Origin of the sequence: Myxococcus sp. AM010 (genome assembly GCF_013372585.1) — a bacterium.
Taxonomy (GTDB): Bacteria; Myxococcota; Myxococcia; order Myxococcales; family Myxococcaceae; genus Myxococcus; species Myxococcus vastator.
This window is the reverse complement of sequence record NZ_JABXEO010000008.1, coordinates 76,013-102,181: the sequence shown is the minus strand read 5'-3', so window position 1 is coordinate 102,181 and position 26,169 is coordinate 76,013. Positions and strand designations below refer to the sequence as shown.

General features: G+C 67.8%; 18 protein-coding genes. 2 read left to right on the top strand and 16 right to left on the bottom strand.

Translation table 11 applies throughout. The features are described 5' to 3' along the window. Positions 1-13: 13 nt before the first annotated feature. The 12 genes from HV826_RS06935 to crtI all read right to left on the bottom strand — a co-directional run bounded on the left by HV826_RS06935 (position 14) and on the right by crtI (position 16,410). Positions 14-2,455, bottom strand: a complete 2,442-nt coding sequence (locus tag HV826_RS06935) for an ADOP family duplicated permease (RefSeq protein ID WP_176416214.1) — start codon at positions 2,453-2,455, stop codon at positions 14-16. A 7-nt stretch (positions 2,456-2,462) separates the two neighbouring features. Next, on the bottom strand, positions 2,463-3,602 hold the full coding sequence (locus HV826_RS06930) for a cupin-like domain-containing protein (RefSeq protein WP_176416213.1): 1,140 nt from the start codon (positions 3,600-3,602) through the stop codon (positions 2,463-2,465). Between the two features lie 8 nt (positions 3,603-3,610). After that, positions 3,611-4,501 carry an arginase family protein gene (locus HV826_RS06925; RefSeq protein WP_176416212.1) on the bottom strand — a complete coding sequence of 297 codons (891 nt, stop codon included), beginning with the start codon at positions 4,499-4,501 and terminating at the stop codon, positions 3,611-3,613. Continuing rightward, the gene (locus HV826_RS06920; protein WP_176416211.1) at positions 4,501-5,724 is read right to left on the bottom strand and encodes an arginase family protein; all 1,224 of its coding nucleotides are present in this window, start codon (positions 5,722-5,724) and stop codon (positions 4,501-4,503) included. Before HV826_RS06920 ends, HV826_RS06925 begins: the two co-directional genes overlap by 1 nt. Continuing rightward, entirely contained in the window at positions 5,724-6,821 is a 1,098-nt protein-coding gene (locus tag HV826_RS06915; protein ID WP_176416210.1) for a cupin-like domain-containing protein, read from the bottom strand. The genes HV826_RS06920 and HV826_RS06915 overlap by 1 nt, the downstream gene beginning before the upstream one ends. 42 nt (positions 6,822-6,863) lie before the next feature. Continuing rightward, on the bottom strand, positions 6,864-7,724 hold the full coding sequence (locus HV826_RS06910) for an arginase family protein (protein ID WP_176416209.1): 861 nt from the start codon (positions 7,722-7,724) through the stop codon (positions 6,864-6,866). After that, entirely contained in the window at positions 7,721-8,953 is a 1,233-nt protein-coding gene (locus HV826_RS06905; RefSeq protein WP_176416208.1) for an arginase family protein, read from the bottom strand. The genes HV826_RS06910 and HV826_RS06905 overlap by 4 nt, the downstream gene beginning before the upstream one ends. 21 nt (positions 8,954-8,974) lie before the next feature. Beyond that, positions 8,975-10,273, bottom strand: a complete 1,299-nt coding sequence (locus tag HV826_RS06900; RefSeq protein ID WP_176416207.1) for a hypothetical protein — start codon at positions 10,271-10,273, stop codon at positions 8,975-8,977. A 125-nt stretch (positions 10,274-10,398) separates the two neighbouring features. Continuing rightward, entirely contained in the window at positions 10,399-10,548 is a 150-nt protein-coding gene (locus tag HV826_RS06895; protein WP_176416206.1) for a hypothetical protein, read from the bottom strand. Positions 10,549-10,676: 128 nt separating this feature from the next. Beyond that, positions 10,677-11,966, bottom strand: a complete 1,290-nt coding sequence (locus tag HV826_RS06890) for a hypothetical protein (protein ID WP_176416205.1) — start codon at positions 11,964-11,966, stop codon at positions 10,677-10,679. Continuing rightward, a complete protein-coding gene (locus tag HV826_RS06885) occupies positions 11,963-13,498 on the bottom strand; it encodes a radical SAM/SPASM domain-containing protein (RefSeq protein ID WP_368670855.1) in 1,536 nt (511 codons plus the stop codon). The genes HV826_RS06890 and HV826_RS06885 overlap by 4 nt, the downstream gene beginning before the upstream one ends. Before the next feature lie 1,412 nt (positions 13,499-14,910). Next, the gene (gene crtI, locus HV826_RS06880; protein WP_176416204.1) at positions 14,911-16,410 is read right to left on the bottom strand and encodes a phytoene desaturase family protein; all 1,500 of its coding nucleotides are present in this window, start codon (positions 16,408-16,410) and stop codon (positions 14,911-14,913) included. A 178-nt stretch (positions 16,411-16,588) separates the two neighbouring features. Between crtI and HV826_RS06875 the strand changes: the two genes are divergently transcribed. After that, positions 16,589-21,883: an ATP-binding sensor histidine kinase gene (locus HV826_RS06875; protein ID WP_176416203.1), complete on the top strand. Its 5,295-nt coding sequence runs from the start codon at positions 16,589-16,591 to the stop codon at positions 21,881-21,883. A gap of 67 nt (positions 21,884-21,950) precedes the next feature. On the opposite strand, the gene clpX is transcribed toward HV826_RS06875, so the two are convergent. The 3 genes from clpX to HV826_RS06860 all read right to left on the bottom strand — a co-directional run bounded on the left by clpX (position 21,951) and on the right by HV826_RS06860 (position 25,064). After that, on the bottom strand, positions 21,951-23,228 hold the full coding sequence (gene clpX, locus HV826_RS06870) for an ATP-dependent Clp protease ATP-binding subunit ClpX (RefSeq protein ID WP_176416202.1): 1,278 nt from the start codon (positions 23,226-23,228) through the stop codon (positions 21,951-21,953). 222 nt (positions 23,229-23,450) lie between these two features. Further along, positions 23,451-24,107, bottom strand: coding sequence for a hypothetical protein (locus HV826_RS06865; RefSeq protein ID WP_176416201.1), 657 nt, complete (start codon positions 24,105-24,107; stop codon positions 23,451-23,453). Positions 24,108-24,134: 27 nt separating this feature from the next. Beyond that, on the bottom strand, positions 24,135-25,064 hold the full coding sequence (locus tag HV826_RS06860) for an AgmX/PglI C-terminal domain-containing protein (RefSeq protein WP_176416200.1): 930 nt from the start codon (positions 25,062-25,064) through the stop codon (positions 24,135-24,137). Positions 25,065-25,108: 44 nt separating this feature from the next. On the opposite strand from HV826_RS06860, the gene HV826_RS06855 reads away from it, so the two are divergent. Continuing rightward, positions 25,109-25,954, top strand: coding sequence for a tRNA pseudouridine(38-40) synthase TruA (locus HV826_RS06855; RefSeq protein ID WP_176416199.1), 846 nt, complete (start codon positions 25,109-25,111; stop codon positions 25,952-25,954). A 27-nt stretch (positions 25,955-25,981) separates the two neighbouring features. On the opposite strand, the gene HV826_RS06850 is transcribed toward HV826_RS06855, so the two are convergent. After that, positions 25,982-26,146 carry a ribbon-helix-helix domain-containing protein gene (locus tag HV826_RS06850; protein ID WP_176416198.1) on the bottom strand — a complete coding sequence of 55 codons (165 nt, stop codon included), beginning with the start codon at positions 26,144-26,146 and terminating at the stop codon, positions 25,982-25,984. Positions 26,147-26,169 lie beyond the last annotated feature (23 nt).

Below are 26,169 nucleotides of genomic sequence, written 5' to 3'. Positions count from 1 at the left end.
CCGAGGCCGCGGCCTATTCGCTCCGCAGCGCCTGCATCGGGTCGACTCGCGCCGCCCGGAGCGCAGGCACCAGGCTGGCCACGAATCCAGCCAGGGCGAGCACCGTCAGCACCGCTACGATTGCCAGCGGATCGGCCACGCTGACGCCGAAGAGGAAGCTCCGCACGAGCTGTGAGAAGGCCATCGCGAGCGCGAGCCCGATGGCCATTCCCAGGCCGATCTGCCAGCCCGCCTCGCGAAGCACGTCCCGCAGGATTCGCGACTGCGGCGCCCCCAGCGCGGCGCACACGCCGAACTCGTGCCGACGCGACGCGACCGCCACCGCCATCACCGCGTACAACCCGACCGAGGCCAGCAAGAGCGCCAGTCCGGCGAACAGCCCCACGAGCAACAGATTCAACCGTTGCTCGCTCGTCGTCGTCGCGACGATGGTCTCCATGGGCTGGAGGTTGGAGATCGGCTGCAGCGGCGCGACCTCCTGGATCGCGCCACGCAGCTCGCGCTCGTTCATCCCCAGGGTCGTGGAGCGCAGCCTGACCCCATAGCTGAGCGGTCCGAACTCGCGCAACAGCGCCCAGATCGGCGGAGGGATCTGCGCCAGCGGCGCGTAGAGCGTCGGCGGCATCGGTTCGCCCGGACCGAACTGGCGCATGTCGCCGACCACGCCAATCACCCGCATCGAGATGTTCGGCCCCTCGTCCATGGGCAGCGTGACGATCTTCCCCAGGGGCTCTCCATCCAGGTAGGCGCGGGCGAAGCCGGCGCTGACCAGGCACACCACCTCGCCCCCCGCGTCATCGCGGTCGTCGAAGCCGCGCCCTGCGAGCACGGGGATGCTGAAGGTCTCCAGGAAGCCCGGGCTGATGAGCCGGTATTGACCGGTGATGGTGCGCTGGTCGGGGAGCACCATGCTGTAGTTGAGCTGGGAGCCAGTCGGCAGGTTCGTCGAAGCGCCGACGTTCTCCACCCCGGGGAAGGCCCGCAGGCGCTCGAGGATGCGGCGGGTCTGCTCGATGGCATCGCCCGCCTTGACGTAGCGCTCCTTGACCGGCGCCAAGGTGAACGTGGTGATCGCGCGGCTCTGAAAGCCCATCGGTACGGACTCGAGCTCCTGCAGGCTGCGCATGAACAGCGCCGCGCCCAGCAGCAGCACCACGGCCACCGCGATCTGCGCGACCACCAGCACGCGCCCCAGCCGGCCGCTCTGGCGGCTCAAGCCGCCACGGCCTCCTCCGCTCAGCTCGCGCGCCAGGTCGATGTGCTGGCTCCGGAGCATGCCCAGCGTCGCCGCGACCACCGCCGTCGCCAGCCCCGCCGCGAGCGCGAACGCCAGGCTGGCGCCATCCAGCGCGACGGCCTCGCCGCGCAGCCACTCCGAAGGGACCAGCCCGCCCAGCAGCCGCAAGCCCACCCACGCCAGTCCCAGGCCGGTGACGGCGCCGACCAGCCCCACCAGCGCGCCCTCCGCCAGCGCCGGCAAGCCCAGGCGCCACAGGGGGGCACCCAGCGCGGCGCGCACCGCGCCGTCGTGACTCCGAGCCAGGGCGCGCAGCAGCATCAGGCTGGCGAGGTTGATCGCCGCGATCACCAGCACGCACGCGGCCGCCCCCAGGAACAGCCAGAGCGTGTCTCCGGAGCGGCGCGAGAACACGCTCGTCGAGAGCGGCAGCGCCGACGGAGGATTCTTCCGCAGATACTCCTGCTGACGCTCCGTCGCGCCCCCGCTGTCTTCCAGCATGGCGCTCAGCACGACGCGCGTCTCCGCGGCCGCGCCCGCGACCGTGGCGTCGGGCTTGAGCCTCGCCACCACGATCTGGTTCGTGGAGAGGTCGCGACTGACCGGGTCCGGCTGGAGTGACTGGATGAGGTCGAAGCGATCCGGCCAACGGAACGCTTCGGGGAGCACGCCGACGACCTGAACGGCCCGGCCTTCAATCTGCAGACTCCGGCCCACGACCGACGCATCCGCGCCGAAGCGCGTGCGCCAGAATTCGTGGCCGAGGATCACCGCCTCCGGCCCGTTGGGCCGATCCTCTTCGCTGTTGAAGTTGCGCCCGACCGCGGGTGGCAGCCCCAACGTCTCGATGAAGCCACGATCTGCCCGCAGCGCCGTCACGACTTCGGCCTGGTCGCCAAACGCGATGTTCGTATTGGTCGCCCAGCCCATCATGATTCCGGCCGACTCCACGCTGCGCATCGCCTTGAGCTGCGGGTAGTACCGCGGCGCGGCGATGTTGTGGTTCTGCTCGACGATGATCCCAAGCGTGACCAGCCGCTCAGGAGTCGGGAACGGCAACGGCTTCAGCAGCGCCTGATGCAGCAGCGAGAACGCGATGGTGACCGTGGCGACGCCCAGCGCCAGCGTCGCGACCGCGAGGACGAAATAGCCGGGGCGGCGCAGCAATCCGCGCCAGGACTGGCGCGCCTCTTCGAGCATGACGCCGAGCGAGTTCATAGGGCCCTCATCGTAGCCGAAGGGGGTCGCCGCCACTCACTTGAGTGACGCCAGAAATCGGGCCTTCGGCGGCGCAATCGGTACGCTCCAGACATTGCTCGAGGTGGGCGAGGTAGAGGCGCCGGATGCGCGCCACCTCGGAATCGTCGTGCGCCTTCACCGCCGCGCGCAGCACCTCGGCCATGCTGCGTCGTCCCAACTCGACCGAGGAGAGCCGGTCGAACTCGGCCAGCGGCACGCCCCCGCTGAGCTTCTGCCGCACGGCCTCGGGGCTGGACTTGATCCGCTTGCCGAACACCTCCGCCCACCCCGCCGAGACGGCATAGTCCGGCAGGTTGCTCTGGTCGATGAAGTCGAAGCTGACCGAGATGGACGTGTCCAGCGTCTGCACATGGTGGGCCCAGCGCGTGCCGACGAAGAGCACCTGGCCCACTTCCAGGTCACCGCTCCATTTGACCGCCTCGCGCCACGTCGGGAAGTCGGCCTCGTCCGGCTGCACGGGGTCCATGTAGCCGACGTCGGGATTGTAGACGTGGCGGAGGTCGTCCGGCGAATACAGCGTCGCCCGCTTGCGGCCCTTGAGCTGCGCGATCAGCGCGATGGTCCCGTTGTTGTCGATGTGCAGCGGTGTCAGCGCCCCGGGCAGGCTGACCAGCAGCCAGAAGTGGTTGAACAGGGAGTAGTAGTAGGGAAGCGCGTGGTTCCAGGGCACCAGCGGCGCCGGGACCAGCGGCGCAACCTCGGCGAAGACCGGGTCGTCGGCCTTGTGGACGATCCTCAGCGTGCCGCAATACAACGGCAGGTCCTGCGCGAGAAACTGCTCGTAGTCGCCCTCCATCCAGCGCCCGTCGTAGATTTCCCGCGCTCGCTCAGGATGGCGGATGTAGTCCAGGTAGCGGCTGAATTCAGTCTCGACGCTGACCAGGCTCGACTTGCGATTGGTGATGAAGTTCGGCGCTTTGGCGAAAGCGCTGAGCTGCCCGAAGCGGGATTCGAGATAGTCCAGGCGCTGCCAGGCTTCGAAACCCGGCCAGGCCTTGATGTAGTCCTCGACGATCCACGGGTTCTCATGGAGCAACCTCGGGTTGCCCTCCGCCAGGCGGCGGAACTCCTCGCTGGACACCACCGGTATCTGCTGGGTCTGCATGGCTCAGCTCATTTGGAAGGAGGAAACGGGGCGAGGTGGGGCGCGACCGCGGCGAGCATCTTCGCGGCGAGCGCGCTGGTGCTGTCCCGATGGTCGAGAAGAGGATTGACCTCCATGACGTCGAGGCCCACGACGCGACGCCGGGACGCGATGAAGCCGACCATCTTCTCAATCAACTCCCCGCTCACCCCACCCGGCACCGGATGGCCAGTCCCCGGCGCCAGGCGCGGATCGATCGCATCGACGTCGACCGAGATGTAGACCGGCTCGCCTTCGGGCAACGGGGCCACCACGCTCTCCAGCGGCGCGCATCGTGCGGCGTTCGCTGACATCACGGTCATCTTGTCGGAGCGGGCGCTCTCATCGAAATAGGTGATGCCGCGGTGGCCGATCTGCAAAATCCGGCCGACGTGGCCCAAGCCCGCGATCCGCCGCAGGACCTGCTTGTGGTCGTGCCAACGGCCGCCTGACCAGGCGCAGAAGTCGGTATGCGCGTCGAACCAGACGATATTGAGCGTTGGGTGACGCCGCAGCGCGGCGACCGCCGCGTACGAGATGGCGTGGTCGCCGCCGAGCACGATCGGGAGCGCGTCGCCCTCGACGATGCGCTCAATCTCATGCTGCGCGCTGACCAGGACCTCGGACCAGTCGTGGCCATGCACGCCCTCCACGTCGCCTCGATCGACGCCGGCGACCTCCAGCCGGAAGCCCTGACTGGCGCGCCGGATCGCCTCCGGACCGAAGCGCGCGCCGGAGGCGCCGCCGTTCCCGCAGTCGCTCGGGACGCCAATCACCTCGATGCGGGCGCGCGGCGAACCTTCCTCTGCGCGCGGCCAGCCGAACAGCGATAGGGACGTCTCGTCGCCGGAGCTCGTCGTCGCCTCATTCCGCCATCCCATTATCGATCTTTCGCCGCGCTCATGGCGGTCAAGAGCACATGCAGGGCCGTCATCGAGGTGACACCCCAGCAGCGCGCCATCGGTGTGCAGCCGACCAGGTCCATGCCGACAATCTGGCATTGGGCGCCAATCTGGCAAAGCAGCCTGTGCAGCTCGGCGTACTCGAAATGCGCGCTCGGCTCGACGCCGTCGTCGCGCCCTCCCGGCGGCGCCAGCGCGCGAATGTCCATGCTCACATACACCCGTGGACAGTCCGCCAGACAGCGGGCCAGCGCCTCCTCGCCCCCCGCTTCTCTCAGCTCCGGAGCGGAGAGGACGGCGAGGCCCGCCAGGGTTGGGTCCGCCGAGCCGGCGGCGCCCAGATGCACATAGCGCGTCACGCCGGGAAGGCGCAGCGCGTGCGCAGGCAAGGTGACCGGTGAGACAAAGGAGGGATGGACGGCCCCACGACTCCGCGCGTCGGCCGCGATCCTGACGACCGCAATCGATTGCCGCCCCTGCAGACAGCGAATGGCTGGATAGGTGATGGACGCGTCGCCACCGAGCAGCACGGGCAGGCTTCCGGCGCCCGTTACCGTGCCCAACGCTTCTTCGACGCGGGCGAACAATGCCGCCTGATCCTCCCCGCGCGCCACGAACACGTCGCCGCAGTCGGAGATCGTCACTCCGCGCAGGATCGGGCGTCGGCGGTCGCTGTCGTACCAGCCCAGCGGCTTGCCGTCATGGCGGTCCACGCCGTAGAGGATCTGCAGCGACGACTCCCGAAGCGCGGCGGGCGCTTCGCGGGCGCCGGCGGCCGAGCGGTCACTGAGATCGTAGGCGACGCCGAGCACGACGAAGTCCGAACGCGAGGGCTCCAGCTTCTGCGCGGGCGCATCGAAGATCCGCACGGGCGCATCCGTGAGCAGCCTGCGGTTGGTCGCGGTCGCGTCCTCGCGGACCAGGAACCCCTTCGCGCGCAGGCTCTCGAGCGCGGCGCCCGCCTTGGCGCCGTACTTCCCGTCACCGAGGACGACGCGCACGCTGCGGGGCGCCTCGAATTCGAGGAGGAGCCTGTGCAACGCGATAGGGATACGGATCCGCGTCCCATCCAACTGCAGATAGATGGTAGCGAACCTGGCGTCGAGCTCTTCGACCTGCATCGCGGGCGAGACGACCAGCCGCTCGTCGTCCGCGCTGCCAGTCGCCTCACCCGGAACCGCCGGAGACAGAGCGTCCGCCATCACACCGCTCCCGGCGCCGCCATCTTGACTGCTGACGGCGCGTCTTCCTCGAGCGCCGCCAGCAACTCACGCCGGACCCGCGCCGACTTCTCCGACTGCGGAGCGGCCAGCGCGCTGCGCAGGACACAGATCATCAGCTCGCGCCCAAGCTCCGGGTGACTGGCGTCCGTCAGCGCGTCATGCATGCGGCGGTCCGGGATCCGGGTGCGAATCAGCTCCGCGTTCTTCTTCGCGAACCGGCCCAGCTCGTCTCTCCAGTCGACCGACTTCGCGTACGCGCGCAGGTTGAGGTCGTTGATGAAGTCGAAGCTGACGGTGGTCGAGTCCGAAAGCGTCACGACGTGATGCGCCCAGTTCGGTCCCCAGATGAGCAGCTCGCCGGGATTGAGCAACGCGGTCCATGGGCGGGCTTCGCGCCAGGTCGGGAACTCGTCGTCGTTGGGATTCAGGGGATCCAGATAACCGACGTCGGGGTTGTAGAAGTGGGGCTTGTCCTCGGAGCTGTAGAGGATCGCCCGCTTCTGTCCCCGCAGCTGCGCCAGGTAGGCGATGACCGCGTTGTTGTCCTGGTGCAGCGGCGTGAGCGCGCCCTTCAGGCTTACGTACAGCCAGACGTGGTTGCCCGACTGGTAGTAGTACGGGATCTCGTTGTTGAAGTGCTCCAGCGGCTCCGGGAGGATCGGATCGAGCTGCGAGAAGACCTCCTCCTTGGCGTGGCGGACCAGCCGGAGATTTCCGCAATACAGGGGCAGGCCGAGCTCACGCAGCAGCTCAGCGCTGCCCTTCGACCACTTCCCGTCGAAGAGCGCGTCGATGCGCTCCGGGGCCTTGACGTACTCCAGGTAGGTGCCGAAGTCGGTCATGACCTGACACATCTTCGCCTGCTTGTGGGTCACGAACTGCGGCGCGCCGGCCGTCACCGGCAGGTGTCCGAAGGTCTCGCTGAGCGCGTCCAGGTCACCCCAGCGCTTGCTGGCGAGCCACTTGTCAGTGAAGCCCCGCACCACGCAGGGCTGCCGGGTGAGCACGTCCGGCGATTTCTCCACCAGTTGGCGGAACCCTTCGAGGTCATAGGCAGGAATTGGTGTGGCTTCCATTCGGCGGTTCCTCGTGCCTGACGCGGATGATGAGAAGTAAGGCTAGCTCGCGAGCTGAAAACCCCAGTGGTCCGCGGCGTCGCGAAGGAACTCCGCGGCGATCGCGCTCGTCGACGCCTGGACGTCAAGGACCGGGTTGACCTCGACCATGTCGAGACCTGCGAGCCTGCGGCTGCGCACCAGCGTCCTCAGGATCCGGCGCAGGTGCAGCGGGTGCAGGCCGTCCGGCACCGGGGCGCCGGTACCGGGCGCGAGGAACGGGTCGACGGCGTCAATGTCAATGGAGACGTAACACGGCAAGTCCTCCGGCACGAGCGCCAGGAGTTCGGCGTCGGTCAGGCCGCGCGCGCGCGACGACGTGACGACGACCGCGCCATCGCCCAGCGAGCGCTCATCCCCCACCGTGATTCCCCGGTAGCCGATCTGCACGATCCTGCGCACGCCGCGAAGCTTCGACAGCCTGCGCAGCACCTGCTTGTGGTCGTGGAACGCGGCTCCCTGCCACGGGCTGAAGTCCGTGTGCGCGTCGATCCAGACCAGGCACAAGTCCCCGGAGGACTGCAGCACCGAAACGGGCGCATAGCTGATGGAGTGGTCGCCGCCGAGGAACAAGGGGCGCAGGCCCCGCTCCAGGATCTCCTTCGTCGTCTCCGCCAACCGCTCCAGGTAGCGCGAGAGATTCGCCGGCCCTTCCACGTCACCCCAATCGCAGCCCGCGACACGGGGGGGCGCCAGGAGCCGGCTCGCCTCGCGTATCGCCGCGGGTCCCTTCGCCGCGCCGCGAGCAATCGGGTTGCCGAGGTTCGTCGGCGCTCCCACGACGCAGAGCATCCCCGGCTCGGTCGGCGCGAGGTTCCGGTCCGGCCAGCCGAAGAGCGACGCTCGCGGTCCAGCTTCGCTCATCGCCCCGCCTCATCATGCCCTCGGGAGGCCTCCATCGCGGTCAGCGCGAGATCACAGGCGACCGCGGTGGACAGGTGCGCGAACGTTGAGCGCGTTTCCAGGCCAACGAGGTCGATGCCAACGATTCGGTGCCTCCGGCCCAGCGCGGTGATGATGTCCCTGAGCTCGGACTGGGACAGCCCGGCCGAGACACCGTGTTCATCCGTCCGCATGGACTCCGGCTTCGTGACCCCGAGGTCGATTGACAGATGGACGGCGGTCCGCCCGCCCCAGTCGCACGTCAAGGTGTCCAAGGGTGCTCGGCGAAGCGTCTGCACGTCGTACAGCATCACGCGGTCGCCCAGGCTCGCGGAGGGCGTCTTCAGCCCGCCCAGGCTCACGAAACGCTCGATCCCGTCGAGTTGCAGCAGACGGGCCGCGACTTCGTCCGTCCCGATGACTTCGGACGACGACGAAGGACCCGTCACCGGCTCGGCGGAGAGCTGGACGACGGTCAGCGGACCGCGGCGACGCAGCGCCGCGGCAACGGCGTACGTCACCGAGCTGTCCCCGCCGAGGACAACCGGCACCGCGCCCTCGCCAAGCGCTTCGAGGGCCGAGGAGATCCTTCCAAACAGCTCGGCCTGGTCCTCTCCGTATTCGACGTAGACGTCGCCGGCGTCCGCCAGCGTGGCGCCCCGCAGGATCCAGGTCTCCCGGTTCGCGTCGAACCAGCCGTTTGGCCGGCCGTCGGTGATGCGCATCCGGTAGAGATAATCGAGCGACTTCTGCCGGATCGCCGTCGGCGCCCCACGGCAGTCGACGGTGCCCGCCAGATCGTAGGGCACGCCCAGCACCACGAAGTCACTGGCCGTGGTGTAGGCCGGCGCGTTGCAGAATCGATAAGGCACTGTCGTGCGCAGGCGGAGCGCGCGGTCCGCGCGAGGCGCGTCGGCGTCAAGGAGGAGCCGCTTCTCCAGCAGCTTCCCGACCCGCGCGCGAGCGCCGGCCATGGCTCCGGGCGGAACCACCTCATCCAATCTGCGCGGCTTCGCGAACGCCTTCAGGAACTGGTAGGCGGCAATGGACAACTTCATGCGCGCCGCCGAGGCGAGGTTGGCGACCGTGACGTGGGTTTCGTCCTGGCTCTCCAAAATCCAATCGTCGGACAGCACCAGCCGGAGCGCGGACGGGTCACCCCGCTCCGCGGATGAAATAGACGCGTCGACTGGGAAATCCGGGTTGCGCATGTTCGCTCTCGCCCAGATCGCTCAGGCCCCGCTGTGCCGGACCTGGGCCCGGAACGTCCTGAGCTTGCCGAGCAGGCTGAAGGCGCGTGTCGCCAGGCTCCACAGCGTGACGGCCGCGCCCGCGAGCATCAACGAACGCCAGAAGACCTCCAGGAAGGCCTTGAGCAGCTCGACCAACGGCGCTCCGTCGCCAACAGCCTGGACGAAGGCGCGCAACAACGCGGGATATTCCTTGGCGATGCTCATAATCACGAACTGGAAGATCACCTTCAGGATGTAGGCCAGGAACAGCGTGCCCAAGGCCGTATAGATTCCCAGCGCCCACTTCGCCCTGCGGGTCAGGTCGATCTTCGGCCCCGACTCCTTGACTCCGAAGAGCTTTCCGCCGAGGTGCTGCATCCACAGCATCTGCTGCTTGCGCAGGTTCACGATGCCGAAGAAGTCGCTCATCAGCCAATAGCCGTCCATACGGAGGAACGGGTTGAAGGTCGTCGCGATCGAGAGATCGATGAGGACAAAGGCGACGAGGAAGACGATGTCTCCGGTCCGCAGGAACAGCGCCAGGGTCAAGAGCAGAAAGATCGACTCGAAGTAGACCCCGCCGATATCCACGACCGCGCGCTGCCGGCGTGGGAGCTTCCAGGCGTCTGATACGTTCGTCCAAAGGACCGTATAGATGATGTAGACGCCCCACCCGATGGTCATCCGCCGACAGCCGTAATAGGCGGCGGCGCTGGCATGTCCGAACTCGTGACAGAGGGTTCCCAGCGTGGAGAGCAGCATCACGGCCAGGACGCTGGTGGCGTCGAGCTGGTTGAAGTCGACGCGCTGAGCCGTGAGCAACACGCCGTACACGTAGGCGTGCGAGAGAACAGCCAGAATCAAGCCGAGCACCAGCGCCGGGGTCTTGAACATGAAACCCAGGCGCCGCGCTATCGGTTCGACGACGCTCGGAGGGATGATGGGGAGCTTGATGAACAGGAACGCGCGCTTGGGCTGCGAGCTGACGCCCGCACGCGAGGCGTCCTGGTCCGGGAGAATGAGAATGCCCTTGGGGAGCAGGGACTTCTCCACCAGGCGTCGGAGCCAATCCCGCTCGAAGGTCCCCTGCCCGCGCTGCAGAAACGCGTCAATGGCTTCGTCGGTGGTCCGGACGCCGTCGAACTCCCGCACCAGCTCCATGTAGGCCGTCGGCAGCGCGAAGCGCACCGCGTCGTTACCATCGGGGACGGCGCACATCACCATCGGCTTCGACGCATCCGAGTCGAAATCGGAGACCTCGATGAGGGGATTGGCCAACAGCCGGGCGGGTTGCGTCATGGTCCGAGCTTCCTGAACTCGCCTTCCAGGCAGACCTTTCGGGCGCTTCGAGCGATCTGCGACCGGATCGGGCCCAAGCCCGATCCGGCCTAGAGACTATCGGCAGGCGCCGAAAGTCGTACTGCTTACTCCACCGAGCGCTCGACCTGGGAGTCGCAGCGGCCGTTGCAGCGGCCGGCCAGCTCCAGGCGGTCCTCAAGCTCGATGATCTCGAACTCGTCAACCAGCAGGGTCTCGTTCTTCTCAACCGCCACGGCGTTCTTGTCGTTGTTCATTTGATGTTCCTCTGGGGAGATGCACTGTCTTTGCTACTGCATTACCAATCCCCGTGCATCGGAGGGTGGCAACTCTGGTTCGCCGGTGAGGCACGGCAAGCCGCGCTCCGGCCAGATTCAATTCGAGTTCAGCGCGTTGCTTCCGCGCTCCCGTGACACCGAACGGCGTCCCGGGACGCGAGCTGGCATATCAGGCTCCACATCCGCGAGCGTTCGTCGCTCGGGTGCCGGTCCAGCCACTGCAGGTCCACGCCTTGGCTTTCGTCCGCGAGGCGCGTCGCCAAGTCTATACTGGCGAACGGAAATTTGTAGCAGCGGCCGGTCATGGCGTCGGTCCAGACGATGTCGTTATCACCCGGGAGCTCGATGATGCGCCGTGTGTCCATCGCCACCCGGCCGCCAGTCCTCAGGTGCTCGGTCAGGCTCCGCTCGATCTCCTCGACCGGATGCTTGGTGGAGGGAATTGGAAGCCGCCACTGGTGGAACAAGTCGCCGCCGCACCACTCGTCGGCGTACGCGTTCAACGCTTCGCCCAGGAAGGTGTAGGCGCTCTGCACTGCTTCCTCCACGAAGCGCTCCGCGTCCGCGCCGCGCAGCGGCCCGCCCGGATCGTGGACCGGCCCCGTCCTGCACGCCCGCTCGCCGTCAAGATGGTGGGCCACCATCGGGATGACCGGCGAACCGAACCGTGCCGCCATGGCGAACAACCCGTTCTTGACCCGGCACTCGCGCCCGAGCAGCGCCACCGTCGAGCGCCGCGCGTCGCCCCGCGTACCGTCACTGCCCGTGTTTCCATCGATGGTGGAGAAGGCCAGCTCGCCCCTGGCGAGCCCCTTGGCCAGCCCAATCGCGCCAGCGCGCGCCTCGACGTCGACAAAGTTGAGGCGTTTCCAGAGCGCCGCGTCCGGATTGCTGGCCCGCGCGGTCCAATAGTCATTGTACGAATCGCTCGCGAGCGGCAGGTGCGTCGCGATCCCCGCATGCGCGAAGTCGGAGGGGAGAAAGCGCATGTGGCCGAAGTGAAAAGAAACGCCCACCACCCCACGGCCGCGCTCGAGCAGCGCGCGAACCTGTTCGACGTGCTCCCCCTTCAACTGCGGCCCGTCGGGCGCCTGCGTCAACCTCGGCAGGTAATGTTGGTGGTACTCCCACCCACCGAGAATCTTGCTGATCGCGGCGGCACGCGCGGCTCGCGCAATCCGCTCCCGCGACCAATCCCGGCCGAACAGCGACAAGAGGTTGAGACGGTAAGCGCGCAGCCCGAATGGCAGGAGCTCGTCGTCGCTGAGCGACTGGACCAGGTCGAACACCTCACTCTTGCTCGCGTCGCTCCGGGCGAGCAGGTGATTGACCCGGTCGAGCCTGGTCGATGTGGAGGTGGCGGCGTTGTCGGAGGCCGTTCCCTGGGGCATCGTCATGGCGCGCTCTGCTTGGCGTTGGGCGGCGTCGGCGACTCCCGCTCCTCTCCTCCGTCGAGTGGCGCAGGCACGGCCGCCGAAGAGACAGCCGCGCTTTGCGCTGCGGCCTGTGTGGCCTTGAAGTAGTCGACCATCTCCCGCTTGGCGGTGAAGCGGATGGTCGGACAGGGGCGCTGATTGTAGTCCATGCGGATCTGCGGACAATGCACGCCCTGGCAAGCCGGTAGATTGTGGCAACTCTGGCAGCCGGTATCCCGCTCGAAGGCCGGCTCGGTCCACAGGGCCATCTTGTCTGTGTTCAAGTCGAGCGAGCCGTCGGGCTGGATCTTCCCGACGATGTTTCGATCCTTCTTGTTGAGGTCGATCGTGCACTTCATCAGGTCGCCGTGGGCGCCCACGATGAAGTTGTAGGGCCTGACCGCGTAGCACACGTCCGTCCCCACCCTGGCGCCGGGCCGCCACCCGCTGGTGACGCGCAGGCCCAGCGACCGGGCCGCGGCCTTCAGCCGCATGTGCGCGGAATGAGATTCGTCCTTGCCGCAGACGTCCAGGTTGGCGTCATTGCTCCCGCCCCACCTCCCTACCGCGTGGAAGGAAACGGTGAAGCGGTCGTCGTCGCTGAACTTGTCCTTGAGGGATTGCAGGAACTCTTCCAGGCCCTCGACATTCGTTTTGGCGAAGTTGACTCGAATGACGACGGAGAAGTCGTCGGCGCGCTCGCTCAGCTTCACCAGGTTGTCGTAGATCGTCTGGTACGTGCCGCCACCGTCGCGCGCCGGCCTGTGCTGGTTGTGGTGCTCCGGAAGGCCATCCAGGGTGATCTGGAAGTCGGTGATGCCCCACGAGAGGAGGCGACCGGCCACGTCCTCCGTCAGCAGGTAGCCGTTCGTGGTCATGTGGCTGGAGAACCGAATCCCCTCGCGCTTCGCTGTTTCAGCGAAGAACGGCGCCAGGTCTTCAATGGCTTCCATCCCGTACAGCGGCTCGCCCCCGAACCAGGAGACGTTGAACTCGCGCAGGGTCCGGACACGGCTCTCCACGAGCTTCTTGATGCTCGCGCGCACATCGGGGCGCATCGTGCCGCGCTTGAAGTCCTCGTAGCAGTACGTGCACCGGAAGTTGCAATCCTCGGAGGCCAGCAGGATCAGCTCGAGGATGTCATTGCGGTGATTCGCCTGGCCGAACGCGTACTGGACCCGACGCACCTCGTCGGCCTCCTTCGCGATCAGGAAGCCTCTCTTGGAGAGGTAGCCGACGATACCGTCGCCGTTGGAGCTGAGCCCCTTCTGGCTGATCAACTCGAGCACCGACTCGCGTTGCGCCGGGCGGAACGCGTTCAGCGACCCCGAATAGGTGTTCCACAGCAGCAGCCAACCATCGTCCGTTAGCGCCTGGACATTGAAGCGCGAAGGCTTCCAGTCCCGCTTCGCGGCGACCGGCGTGAGAGGTGCGCTCGCGGATGATTCACCGACCGAAGTACGCGGAATTCGATCGAGAGGGGACTTGAAGAGGATGTCCTTGCCCGTTGCCACGCGACCTCCTTGATACCCGGACCGAATCGAGCCCCATACAGGCGAAACAGCGCGAGGCGCGACTTCAGATACATTCCCGCTTTATCTTGCTACCACGCTTAAATTTGAGTTGCAACAGGCCCACTGCTTAAAACACGGATTCCAACTTATTGGGCGCTGCGTCATGATTGCACCAGACCTGGGTCAAAAAGGTCGCGGACGGGACGAACCTCACGGTCCTCCACCACCCGCGCCGTTGCAATAGGCGGCACTACCGCGTCCGGCTCTAGCATTGGGCTCTGACGTTGAATCGCTCCTCGGGCCATGGATGCTGCTTCTTCGCGCGTGGGAGCCAGTGTCGGACCAGGCGACTCATCCGATTCCAGCGAGTCCGGTCTCGGTGCCCGCGACACCGTGGCGCCCGGCGCCAGGGCCAGATGACCTGGGAGCGGAGCTCGGACATCGCCCTCATCATGCGGCGCAGGAGTTCAACGACGAGGGCGTCAGCGCAGCGCATGACCTGGCTTGACGAACTCCGCGGCGCCCTGCGCAGCCAAGCCCCAGCGGTCGGCTCGAAAATGTCAGCCGCGCCGCCTTCACCCGCCACGCTCCACGCGTCAACGCCGCCGTCGCGTAACCGTCTTCGAGGCCCCCAGCCTCCATGACACCAGGAAGCGACTGGAGTCCCTCCAGGAGAGGCTGGGCCGTCAGCGCGCCGCGCTTCATCACTTCCGTCGACCTGAGCGTCACTGGAGGTTGGGACGACCGCGCGCTGCCCGCGCCCCTCCGAACCAACCCCACAAGCTTCGGGACTTGACCGCCTGGGAAGGCCGCTCCACGAAAGCCTCTACTCCATGCTACGCAACAGCCTCAAACTCATACTCACCGCTGTGTCGATCCTTCACCTCGGCTGGCTCGTATCTCGGGAGTTCCGTACCAAGAAGAGCCACGTCATAAAAACCCACTCCTCCAACAGGAGCGCCGGATGTCCCGCAGATGTATCAACTGAAATATAGCGCCTTCGGACGGAGGGCGGCCGTGCGCATGTGGCCATCACGAGGAAGATGGGTCTTTCCCACGAGAAAGACCCATCAGGCGCAGCACAGGGAGCCCTGCGTCTCAGAAACAAACAGGGAACTGCTCACAGAGGCAGCGTGATCCCATCTGGAAGCACTGATAGACACAGGTACAGCTCTCATCGGCGCACTGGTTCTGACACCAATCCGCGCTGGCTTGGGCCTCTGCCGGACGGACCGTGCCCAGCACACCTCCAAACACAACGCCCACGACAAAGACCCACTTCTGGATTCCCTTGCGCATGACAAATCCTTTCAATGGGACTGCGCTGCAAATCCTACCACACAGCTAAACCCAGGACAGCCCCCATCCGCGGCTCAATGCATCACTGCATCCCGTGCCTCGCGAAAAATCCGCTATGCCAGTGGAATCACGGTGTCCACGATCTTGGCGGAACACAGTACGGCGGGTAGTCCGGCTCCAGGGTGCGTCCCCGCTCCAACCATATAAAGACGGTCCACGTCTTCGCTCCGGGCCTGTGCCCTGAGGAACGTCGTCTGCATCAACGTCGGAGCGAAGCTGAACGCGGCCCCGCGGAATGACCGCAGCTCGTCACGGAAATACTCCGGCGTTGCCATCCGCGACGTCACCAACTCCTCCCTCAGACCCGGCAACACGGTCCGCGACAGGCGCTCCTCCAACTCGCGTCGGAATGACTCCGCCCGTTGCTTCCACTCCGAGCCCGTCCCCAGGTGCGGAACTGGCGCCAATACGTAGAAGGCGTCATTTCCAGCCGGAGCCAAAGCCGCGTCCGTCGCGGTGGGCCTGTGCAGATAGAGCAACGGGTCCGCCGACGGCTGCCCAGGCCCCTCCAACCCCGAGAACATCCCCCGGAAGTCCTTCCCGAACAGCAGCGTGTGATGCGCGACCTTTGGGTACTGACGCCGCGTCCCGAAGTACCAGAGGAACGCGCTCATCGAATATCGCGCTCGGTTGATGCGCTCGTCCGTCCAGTGCTTCCGCACATGCCCCGGCAACAGATACCGGTACGTCCACGCCGCGTCCGCGTTCGACACCACCACGTCCGCAGCCAGCCCCGAGCCATCTCCAAGCCTCACGCCCGTCGCCTTCCGCCCTTCCAACGCAATCTCCGTCACCTCACTGCCGTAACGGACCTCGCCCCCCAGGGCCTCCAGCAGAGACACCAATCCACGGACCAGCGCCCCCGTGCCGCCCACCGGGAAGAACGCCCCCCAGCGCCGCTCCACGAATTGAATCGATGTGTACACCGCGCTCGCGGTCGCGAACGGACTGCCTCCAATCAACAGCGGATGGAAGCTCAACGCCTCCTGAAGCCGCTCGTCGCGGATGTACTTCGACACCAGCCCGAACATCGACCGGAACGCCTCGTCTCGCACCAGCGCGGGGGTGAACGGCGCCAGGCTCAGCACGTCCGGCACCGGCGTGCTCATCAGCGTGCCAATGCCCGCCTCGTACATCCGCTCCACTCGTGCGCTCAGCGCCAGGAAGCCCGCCTCATCCCGCGGAGACAGCCGCCGCACGGACTCGCGCATCGCCTCGCGGTTCGTGTGGTAGTCGAACGTGGAGCCGTCCGAGAACCGCATCCGGTACAGCGGCACCACGGGCCGCAGCTCCACGTGGTCCGCCATGCGTTGCCCCGCCAGCGCCCACAGCTCCTCCAGCAGGTGCGGACACGTAATCACCGTGGGGCCCGCGTCGAACGTGAAGCCATCTTGCTGGAAGGCGTTCGCCCGCCCGCCCGGTCCGTCCCTCCGCTCCAGCACCGTGACACGCCACCCACGGGCCGCCAGCCGGATGGCCGCGGCCAATCCTCCGAAACCACTCCCAATGACGAGCGCGCGTCGTCCGCCGCTTCGTGCAGCCAGGCCAGCCATCCCAGAGGGTCTCAGCACGGTGACTCGATCCATCGCACACCCTCGAGGCCCGCTCCACTCCGGCCTGCTGCCAGGCCTCCGTGCCGACATCCCCCGCGCTCGGTTGCGAGCCCCCAAGTGCCAGGGCTACCCTCCCCGCCTCAACGGGGAGTGCGCTCCTTCGCGCACGGGTGAAGCAATGATGGATGTACCCGGCTACCGCATTGGCAGAGAAGTCACCACCGCAGGCGCCTTCCAGCTCATGCGCGCCACACGCGAGGAAGACGGCGCCTCGGTCATCCTCAAGGTCCCCGACGCGGCGCGGAGCCCCTCCGCCACCACCCGGCTTCGCCACGAGTGGGAGCTGACGCACGCACTGAGTCTCGACGGCGTCCTCCAGCCCCTGGCCTGGGCCGAGGCGCGGGACGGCGCTCCCGTGCTCGTCCTGGAGGGCTTTGGTGACGCGACGCTGGCCCAACGCCTGTCCCATGGCCGCGTGGAGCCACGCGCCGCATGCCGCATCGCGCTGTCGTTGGCGCGCGCCCTGGGCGCCATCCACGAGCAGGGCATCCTCCACCGGGACCTGACCCCCAGCAGCATCCTCGTGGACTCGGATGGCGAGTCCGTGAAGCTCACCAGCTTCACCCTCGCCACGCGCAGGCCTCGCGCCGAGGTCGCTCCGCTCGCCCCCGAGCGCCTCGAAGGCACCCTCGAGTACCTCTCCCCCGAAGGCACCGGACGCACCCACCGCAGCGTCGACTCGCGTGCGGACTTCTATTCCATGGGTGTGGTGCTCTACGAGCTGCTCACCGGGCGCCGCCCCTTCGCGGACACGGATGCGCTGGGCCTCATCCACGCCCACGTCGCCCTGCCCCCGCCGCCGCCCGTCAGCGTCGAACCCGAGCTCCCCCAGCCCCTGTCCGACATCGCGCTCAAGCTGCTCGCCAAGTCCCCGGAGGACCGCTACCAGAGCGCCTACGGGCTCGTGGCGGACCTCCAACGCTGCCTGAGCGCCCTGGAGGGCCCGGGCCCCGTCCCCGCCTTCATGCTGGGCGCCAAGGACGTCCCCGAGCGCTTCGCCGTCCCCGAGAAGCTCTACGGCCGCGAGCCCCAGCAGGCCGCCCTGCGCGGCGCATTGGAGCGCGCCGCCTCGGGCCGCTCCGCCTTCGTCCTCGTCTCCGGCGCGGCGGGCATGGGCAAGTCGGCCCTCACTGGAATACTCAAGCGTCCCGTCGCGGAGCGCCAGGGCCACTTCGCGCGCGGCAAGTACGACCAGCTCATCCGGGACACGCCCTACAGCGGCATCTTCGAGGCCTTCCGCGAAGTGGCTCGCGGACTCCTGGGCGGACAGGAGCAGGAGCTGGCGACCTGGCAACACCGCCTCCTCGAAGCCGTGGGCGGCATGGGCCGGCTCGTGGTGGACGCGGTGCCTCGCATGGCCCTGGTGCTCGGGGACCAGCCTCCCGTGCCCGAGTTGGGGCCCGCGGAGTCGGAGCTGCGCTTCCAGCTCGTCCTCCGCAAGCTGGTGGCCGCGCTCTCCACGCGGGAGCATCCCCTGGTCCTCGTCCTGGACGACCTCCAGTGGGCGGACAGCGCCAGCCTCCAACTGTTGCGACTGCTCCTGACGGACCGGGACATCGAGCACCTGCTCGTGGTCGCGGGTTGCCGCTCGGAAGCGCTGGGCCCCGACCATCCCGTGGAGTCCCTCGCGCGCGCGCTGCAGGACCACGGCACGCCCGTCCATCGAATCGACCTGGCACCGTTGTCGCCCGAGGACATGACGAAGCTGGTCGCGGACGTGTTCCCCCCCGCCGAGGGCCAACCCGACGCGCAGCTCGACGACCTGGTGCTGTCGCTGACGGAAGGCAACCCGTTCCACGCGGTGCAGCTGCTGCGCACCTTCTACGAGCGGGGGTTGGTGCGCTTCGACGCGGACGGCGGCGGCTTCCGGTGGGATGCCAGCGCGCTGCGTGGGCAGGACTTCAGTGACGGCGTGGTGGCGCTGCTCACCTCCCGCATTCGCGAGCTGAGCTCCGCCGCGCAGGCGCTGCTGCCCATGGCCGCGGCGCTGGGCCACACGTTCGACCTGCGCAGCCTGGCCATCGTCCTGGAGCGGACGGAAGAGGAGGCCGAGAAGGGGCTCGTCGAAGTACTCCAGGCGGGTCTGGTGACGCCCATCGACGACGCCGACCTCGACAGCGGGGGCACGTATCAGTTCACCCATGACCGCGTGCAGCAGGCCGCGCTGGAGCTGATCCCGGCGGACGTGCACCCGGAGATCCATGCCCGCATCGGCCGCCTGCTCCTGCGGCACACGCCCCCGGAGCGGCTCGACGAAGGACTCCCCGAGCTCGTCAGCCACTTCCACCTGGCGTTGCCCGTGCTCCACGACGAGCAGGAGCGCCACCGCGTGGCAGAGCTGGACCTGCGCGCTGGCCGCAGCGCCAAGTCCCGAGGCGCCTGGTCCGCGGCCCTGCGCCTGCTGAGCACGGGCCTGTCCCTGCTCGGCGAGGACGGCTGGCGGAAGGACCGGCGGCTCACCTTCGACCTGCACGTCGACGCGGCCGAAGCGGCGTACCTCGCGGCGGACTTCGACCTGATGGAGCGGCTGGCGGCGGCGGCGCTGGCCCACGCGGTGGATGGCGCGGAGGAGGTCCGGGTGCAGGAGGTCCGCCTCCAATGCCTCGCGCACCGGGGCGAGCACTCGCGCGGCGTGGACCTGGGCCTGGAGGTGTTGCGCAAGCTGGGCCAGCCCCTGCCCGCGAATCCGAAGCAGCCGCACGTCCTGGCCGCGGTGGCGAAGACGAAGCTGCGCCTGGGCCTGCGCAAGCCCGAGGACCTGGCGGCCCTCCCCGAGTGCACCGACCCGCTCCTGCTCGCCACGCTGCGCCTGCTGGTGAAGCTGTCCTCGCTGGCCTTCATGGCCCGCCCGCTCCTCTTCCCGCTGGTGGTGCTCCGCGTGCTCCAGCTCACCATCCGCCACGGCGCCACGGGCGTGGCCGCGTTCGGCTACGTGGGCTACGGGCTGATGCTGAGCGTGCACCTGGGCAACCCCGAGGAGGGCTTCCGCTACGGCCGGCTGGCGCTGAAGACGCTGGACCGCTTCCAGGCGGAGAGCCTGCGGGCCATGGTGACCTTCGTCTTCAACCTCTTCATCCGGCACTGGAAGGAGCCGCTGTCCGCCTGCGTCGACGACTTCCTCGCCGCCGCGCAGAAGGGCCAGGAGACGGGCGACATCGAGTACTTCGGCTATGCGTCCAGCGCGGGCTGCGCCACCGCCCTCATCGCCCGGGACGGCCTGGCCGACGGTGGCCCGCGCATGGACCGGTTCCGGGACACGCTGGCCACGCACCGGCACAAGAACGTGCTCTTCACCGAGTACATGCGCCACACGCTCGACTCGCTCACGGGCGCGTTCACCGGCAACGTGGAGGCCCGCGAGGAGGAGCTGGTCGCGCCGTACCGGCAGCTCGACTACGGCAACGGAATCGCCACCTGTGACGTGCTGCGCACCCTGCGCCGGTGGCTCTGGGGCGACGCGCGCGGCGCGCTGGAGAGCGCCGCGGCGGTGGACACGCAAGTGGAGCTCATCGCCGGGCAGATCTACCTGCCCTGGTACAAGTTCTTCCAGGGCCTGGCGCTCATGGCCGTCCACCCCACGCTGGGGCCGCTGGACCGGCTTCGCTCGTCGCGGGCCATCGACGCCATCCGCAAGTCCATGCGCGGCTGGGCCCGCATCGCCCCGATGAACTATGGCGCCCGGGCGGAGCTGCTGGACGCGGAGCGGGCCCGCCTGGACGGCCAGGGGGACTCGGCCGCGGATGCGTATGACCGGGCCATCCGGCTGGCGCGGCAATACGGCCTGTCGCTCGACGAGGGCGTGGCCTGCGAGGCCGCAGCACGGTTCCACCTGACGCAGGCCCGCGAGCGCGTGGCCCGCACCTACCTGGAGGAAGCCCGCGCCGCCTACCTGCGCTGGGGCGCCCGCGCCGTCGCGGCACGGCTGGAGCGGGAGCACCCCCGGCTCCTGCCGTCCGCCCCGACGCCCACGCCCACGGATGCCCTCACGGAGACGTCACTGGCCGCGCTGGACCTGGCGTCCGTCATCAAGACGGCGCGCGCGCTGTCCGGCGAAATCGTCCTGGGCAAGCTGCTGCGCAAGCTGATGACGCTGGTCATCGAGAACGCGGGCGCGCGCCGGGGCCTGCTGCTGCTGAAGCGGACCGAGGGCCTGGTCATCGCGGCGGAGGGCTCCGTGGACGGCGATGGCGTGGTGCTCGAGGCGCCCATCCCCATGGAGGCCTCCGCGTCGCTGCCGACCTCCATCATCCACTACGTGGTGCGCACCGGAGAGACGGTGCTCCTCCACGACGCCTCGGCCGAAGAGCCCTTCTCCGAGGACCCCTACGTCCGCAGCGCCCAGCCCAAGTCCCTGCTGTGCAGCCCGCTGTTGAAGCAGGGCGCGCTCACGGGCGTGCTCTACCTGGAGAACGACGCCACGCGAGGCGCCTTCACCCCGGAGCGGCTGGAGGTCCTGCGCCTGCTGTCGTTCCAGGCGGCCATCTCCCTGGAGAACGCCGACCTCTACGCCAGCCTGGAGGAGTACAGCCGGACGCTGGAGCGCCGCGTGGAGGAGCGCACGGCCGAAATCCAGCACAAGAACGCCGAGCTGGCGGAGACGCTCACCCGGCTGCAGGAGATGCAGCGCCAGTTGGTGGCGCAGGAGAAGCTCGCGTCCCTGGGCGCGCTCACCGCGGGCATCGCCCATGAGCTCCAGAATCCGCTCAACTTCGTGAACAACTTCTCGAACCTGTCCTCACGGCTGGCCGGCGAGCTGGAGGAGTCGCTGAAGGGCATGGCGGACCGGCTCGACAGCGAGGCCCGCGAGGACGTGCTGGAGACGCTCCAGGACTTGAAGCAGAACGCCCAGCGCATCCACAGCCACGGCAAGCGCGCCTCGGACATCATCAAGACGATGCTCCGGCACTCGCGCAAGTCAGAGGGCACCCGCTCCAAGTCGGACCTCAACCTGCTGGTGCGCGACAGCGTGAACCTGGCCGTGCAGGGCCTGCGCAGCCGTCCGGGCGGGGCCAGCGTGAAGATGGAGACCACGTTGGACCCCACCGTGGGCATCGTGGAGCTGGTGGCCAGCGACATCAGCCGTCTGCTCACCAACATCCTCGACAACGCGTTCTACGCCGCGGCGCAACATCAGCAGCAGGCGGGCGCGGGCTTCACGCCCCAGGTGCACCTGAGCACCCACCGCGTCGGAGCCAAGGTGGAGCTGCGCATCCGCGACAACGGGCCGGGCATCCCCGAGGACCTCCGCGAGAAGCTCTTCCACCCCTTCTTCACCACCAAGCCCGCGGGCGTGGGGACGGGGCTGGGGCTGTCGCTGTGCCACGACATCGTCCAGGAGCACCAGGGCGACATCCGCGTGGAGAGCGCGCCCGGCGCCGGGGCCGAGTTCATCATCACCCTGCCCGCGCCCTGACAAAGCGAAGGCCCCACCTCCCGTGAGGGAAGCAGGGCCTCGGGACACCTGGAGAAGGCAGACGCCGCTAGGCCGTCTTCTTCTCCTTCTCCATGACGAGCTGGGGCGCCTCGTGCTTGGTGATGACCTGCTCGGTGATCTTGCACTCCTTGACGCCCTCGCGGAACGGCACGTCGTACATGATCTCCAGCATGGCATCCTCCAGGATGGCGCGAAGGCCGCGCGCTCCGGAGTGACGGCGCATCGCCTCGCGGGCGATGGCGCGCAGCGCCTCCTTCGTGAAGGTCAACTTCACCTTCTCCATCTCGAAGAGCTTCTGGTACTGCTTCACCAGGGCGTTCTTCGGCTGGGCGAGGATGATGACCAGGTCCTCTTCCTTCAGGTCGTTCAGCGTGGCGATCATCGGCAGGCGGCCGATGAACTCCGGAATCATGCCGAAGCGCATCAGGTCTTCCGGCTCGGTCAGCGCCAGCAGCTCACCCACGCTGCGCTCCTCGCGGTGGGTGATCTTCGCGCCGAAGCCGAGGCCCTTCTCGCCCACGCGGCGCTTGATGACGCCGTCGATGCCGTGGAAGGCGCCGCCGCAGATGAACAGGATGTTCGTCGTGTCGACCTGGACGTACTCCTGCTGGTTGTACTTCTTCCCGCCGCGCGGCGTGACGTTGGCCCGGGTGCCTTCGATGATCTTCAGCAGGGCCTGCTGCACGCCCTCGCCGCCCACGTCGCGGGTGGCGCTGGGCATGTCACCCTTGCGGGCGATCTTGTCGATTTCGTCGATGTAGACGATGCCGCGCGAGGCCTTCTCCACGTCGTAGTCGGCGTTGTGGAGGAGGTTCTGGATGATGTTCTCCACGTCCTCGCCCACGTAGCCGGCCTCGGTGAGGCTGGTGGCGTCGGCGATGGTGAAGGGCACGTTGAGGAAGCGCGCCAGCGACTGGGCCAGCAGCGTCTTGCCACTCCCCGTGGGACCGATGAGCAGGATGTTGCTCTTGCTCAGCTCCACTTCCTCGCCGGTGGGGCCCTTGACGCCCGGACGCGGCCGAGAGGTCGGCTTCTTTTGATAGATGCGCTTGTAGTGGTTGTACACCGCCACCGCGAGGACCTTCTTCGCCTGGTCCTGTCCGATGACGTAGTCGTCGAGGAACGCCTTGATCTCCGCCGGCGTCGGCAAGCTGACCTGGGGCTTGCCCTCCTCGCGCTCGTTCTCGTCCGCGATGATGTCGTTACACAGCTTGATGCATTCGTCGCAGATGTAGACCGTCGGGCCCGCGATGAGCTTGCGGACCTCGCGCTGCGACTTGCCGCAGAACGAACAAGACAGGTTGACGTGGTGCTCCTTCTTCACTGCCGCCTCCGAGTTCGCCGGCTCCGGACACCCGGAGCCTCCTTCGCCGTCCACCGCTCCCCTACCCGCACGGCCTGCCCACGTCTCGAACAGCCGTCAGGCCCACCTTCACGCGGCCCTGAACCACTATAGGGCCCTCCCCTTCGGGCAGGAAGCCCGGCGGTACAGGCCCGTTGCCGAGCGTACAGCCCCGGCCACGGGTCAGCGTTCAGTAACAGCGGCTCAGGCGTCCGTCACGCCCGAGGCGATGTCCTCGAGGTCTTCGGCCAGGGCGGCTGCCCGCTCGGCGACGGCGTTCGGAATCCGACGGCTCCCCGACAGCTCGCTCGCGAGCTTGCGGGCCATTTGCGCCAGTTTCCGCACCTGGGCGCTCTCCGGAGGCGGCTCCGGCGGGGGACGGGGGAAGCGCTCGGCGAACTCCTTCTTCAGCTCGGCCGGGTTCTTCTCCGGGCTCCAGATGCTGTCGCGCAGGGACTTGTATTCAGTGGGCGACAACTGGCCCCGCTCTTCCGCGTCCGCGAGGACTTCGATGACCTCGAACGCGGGTGCGCGCTGGGGGAACTCCTGTGCGGTCAGCTCCTCCTCGGGCTCGTGCTTGGTCAGGAAGCTGAACGAGCGGGTGAGCTTCAAGGCGGTCTGCTTCTTGATGTGCAGTTCCTTGAGGCAATAGGACTCGAAGGAGGGGTAGCCCCACTCCTCGAATTTGGCCTCGTCCCGGACCTGGACCAGGAGCTTTCCCAGCTCGGCCCAGGTGGACTTGAAGCGCTTGGCGGCCGTCAGCACGGTGTGACGGAAGGTTCCCGGCGGGACGCTCAGCGCCTTCTTCGCAATTTCGGTCTCAGCAACGGATGCGGCGGACATGCCCACGGTATCGGGCATGCCCGGGGTGCCGGCAAGAAAGTGACCCTACCCCCGCTTGCCGATGGTGAACGACAGGCCCACCGTGGCCTGCTCGCCTTCGTAGGCGCGGAACGGCCACTTCTTCATCTCCGCCAGCATGCACTCGTAGAGTGGGCCCTTCTTGAACTGGTGGTTGTCCACCCACAGCTTGCTCACCCGGCCATCGTTCCCGATGACGAACTCCATGGGGACCTTGGCGTAGAGGCCCGGGGTGCGCGCCGCCTCTTCCTTGAAGCAGCGGAAGAGCGTGGACTTGTTGCTGGCCACCACCCGGTTGATGGCGGACTGGTCGAACTGCTGCGTCATCTCCATGCCCTCCGGGTCCGTGCTCACGCTGCCCCCGGGGCGAGGCTTCCGGTCCACCGGCGCCCGGGTGGTGGAGGCCATGGCCACCTTGCCAGGGCTGCTGCTGCCGGTGGCGGGTTTCACACCGGGCTCGCCCGTGCCCGGACGGCGGGCGACATGGCCGGGGTATTCGAAGAGCTCCTCCTCATCCACGCGGGCCTGGGCCACGCGGATGGTGATTTCGCCCATCTCGAAGTCGTCCGTCTGGACCTCGCCGCCGCCGAACCAGCCGTGGACCGCGGCATTGCGCGCCACCTGGACGCCGAAGATGCCCAGCACCACCACGCCCACCACGGCGGCGCCGCCGAGAATCTTCAGGCGCTTCGCGGACTTCGCTCGCTCCACCACGACGGCGGCGTCCACGCGGGCGCGCGCCTCCGCCCGGGCCACGTGCACGCGGAAGGCGTCCACCTCCGACATGGGGTGGAAGTCCCGCTCTCCGGCGGGCGCCACCAGGGTGTCCAGCGTCAGCTCACCCGAGGTGAGCTTCTCCACGATTTGGGTCCCACTGACAGGCCCCAGGACGAGGTCCCCGTGCTTGAAGAGCCAGAGTCCGTCCACGTCCGCCGCAAGGTCTTGTCCAGCCGCCATTTCGCGCGCGAGTATCCCGTGGTTCCCCACACCCAAGCAACGGCGTGCTCCCCTCCTCCTCCAAGCGAATTCCCGTCGCACTGTGGATCTGGTATCGCGGCGGAAATTTCCGTGGCTTCCAGCGCCAACCCGAGGGCCCCACCGTCCAGTCAGCCCTGGAAGAGGCGCTGCGGTCCGTGGGGGTGCCGGCGACGTTGATGCCTTCAGGGCGGACGGATCGGGGCGTCCACGCCCGGATGCAGGTGGTGAGCGTCCGGCTGGAAGCGGGTGATTCGGCGGAGTCCCTGGAGAAACGGCTCCCGCCCCGGTTGCCGCCGGGGCTGGGCTTGTGTGGGGTACGCCGACCCACGTCGTTCCATGCGCAGTGGAGCGCCTGCGGCAAGGAGTACCGCTACCGGCTCCAACTGGGTGGGGCCGTGACGCCCGAGTGGGCGCCCTATGCGCTGGACGTGTCCGCGGAGCCGCTGTTCCAGGCCACGGCGGTGACGCCGGAGCGGCTGGGGGCGCTGCTGCGCTCGGCGGAGGGGACGCGGGACTTCATCGCGTTCCATGAGAAGTCCAGTCCACGCAAGCCTCGCACGCTGGAGTCCGCCACCCTGCATGCGCTGGGCGGTGGGCTCTACGAGGCTCGGCTGCGTGGGGACGGCTTCGCGCGCTACCAGATCCGCTATTTGATGGGGAGCGCGTTGAAGGTGGCCGCGGGGCTGCTGCCGGAAGAGGCGTGGCTCGCGGCGCTCGAGACGGGGCGGGCCATGGAGGGCTTCAAGGCGCCCGCGCACGGCCTGGTCCTCTGGGAGGTCCGCTACCCTCCCGGTGTGGACCCCTTCAGCGCCGGGGAGCGTCTCCATCCCCCGGGGCTTCCGCTGGAGCCACCCTTCCACCTCGGGTGACGCGCGGTGGGGCCCGGACGGCCGTCTTCAGTCGACGAGCCGCTCTTCGTACTTCGCGAGCAGATCGGAGATCGCCTCACGGAGGTACTCGCTCTGACGGATGCGCGTGGTGCGCGACAGATCCTTGAGGGCGTCGAGCTTCTCGCGGTTGAGCCGGAAGACCACTGAAGTAAGGCGGGGATTCATTTCCATGTGCGCGACCTCCTACAGATGCA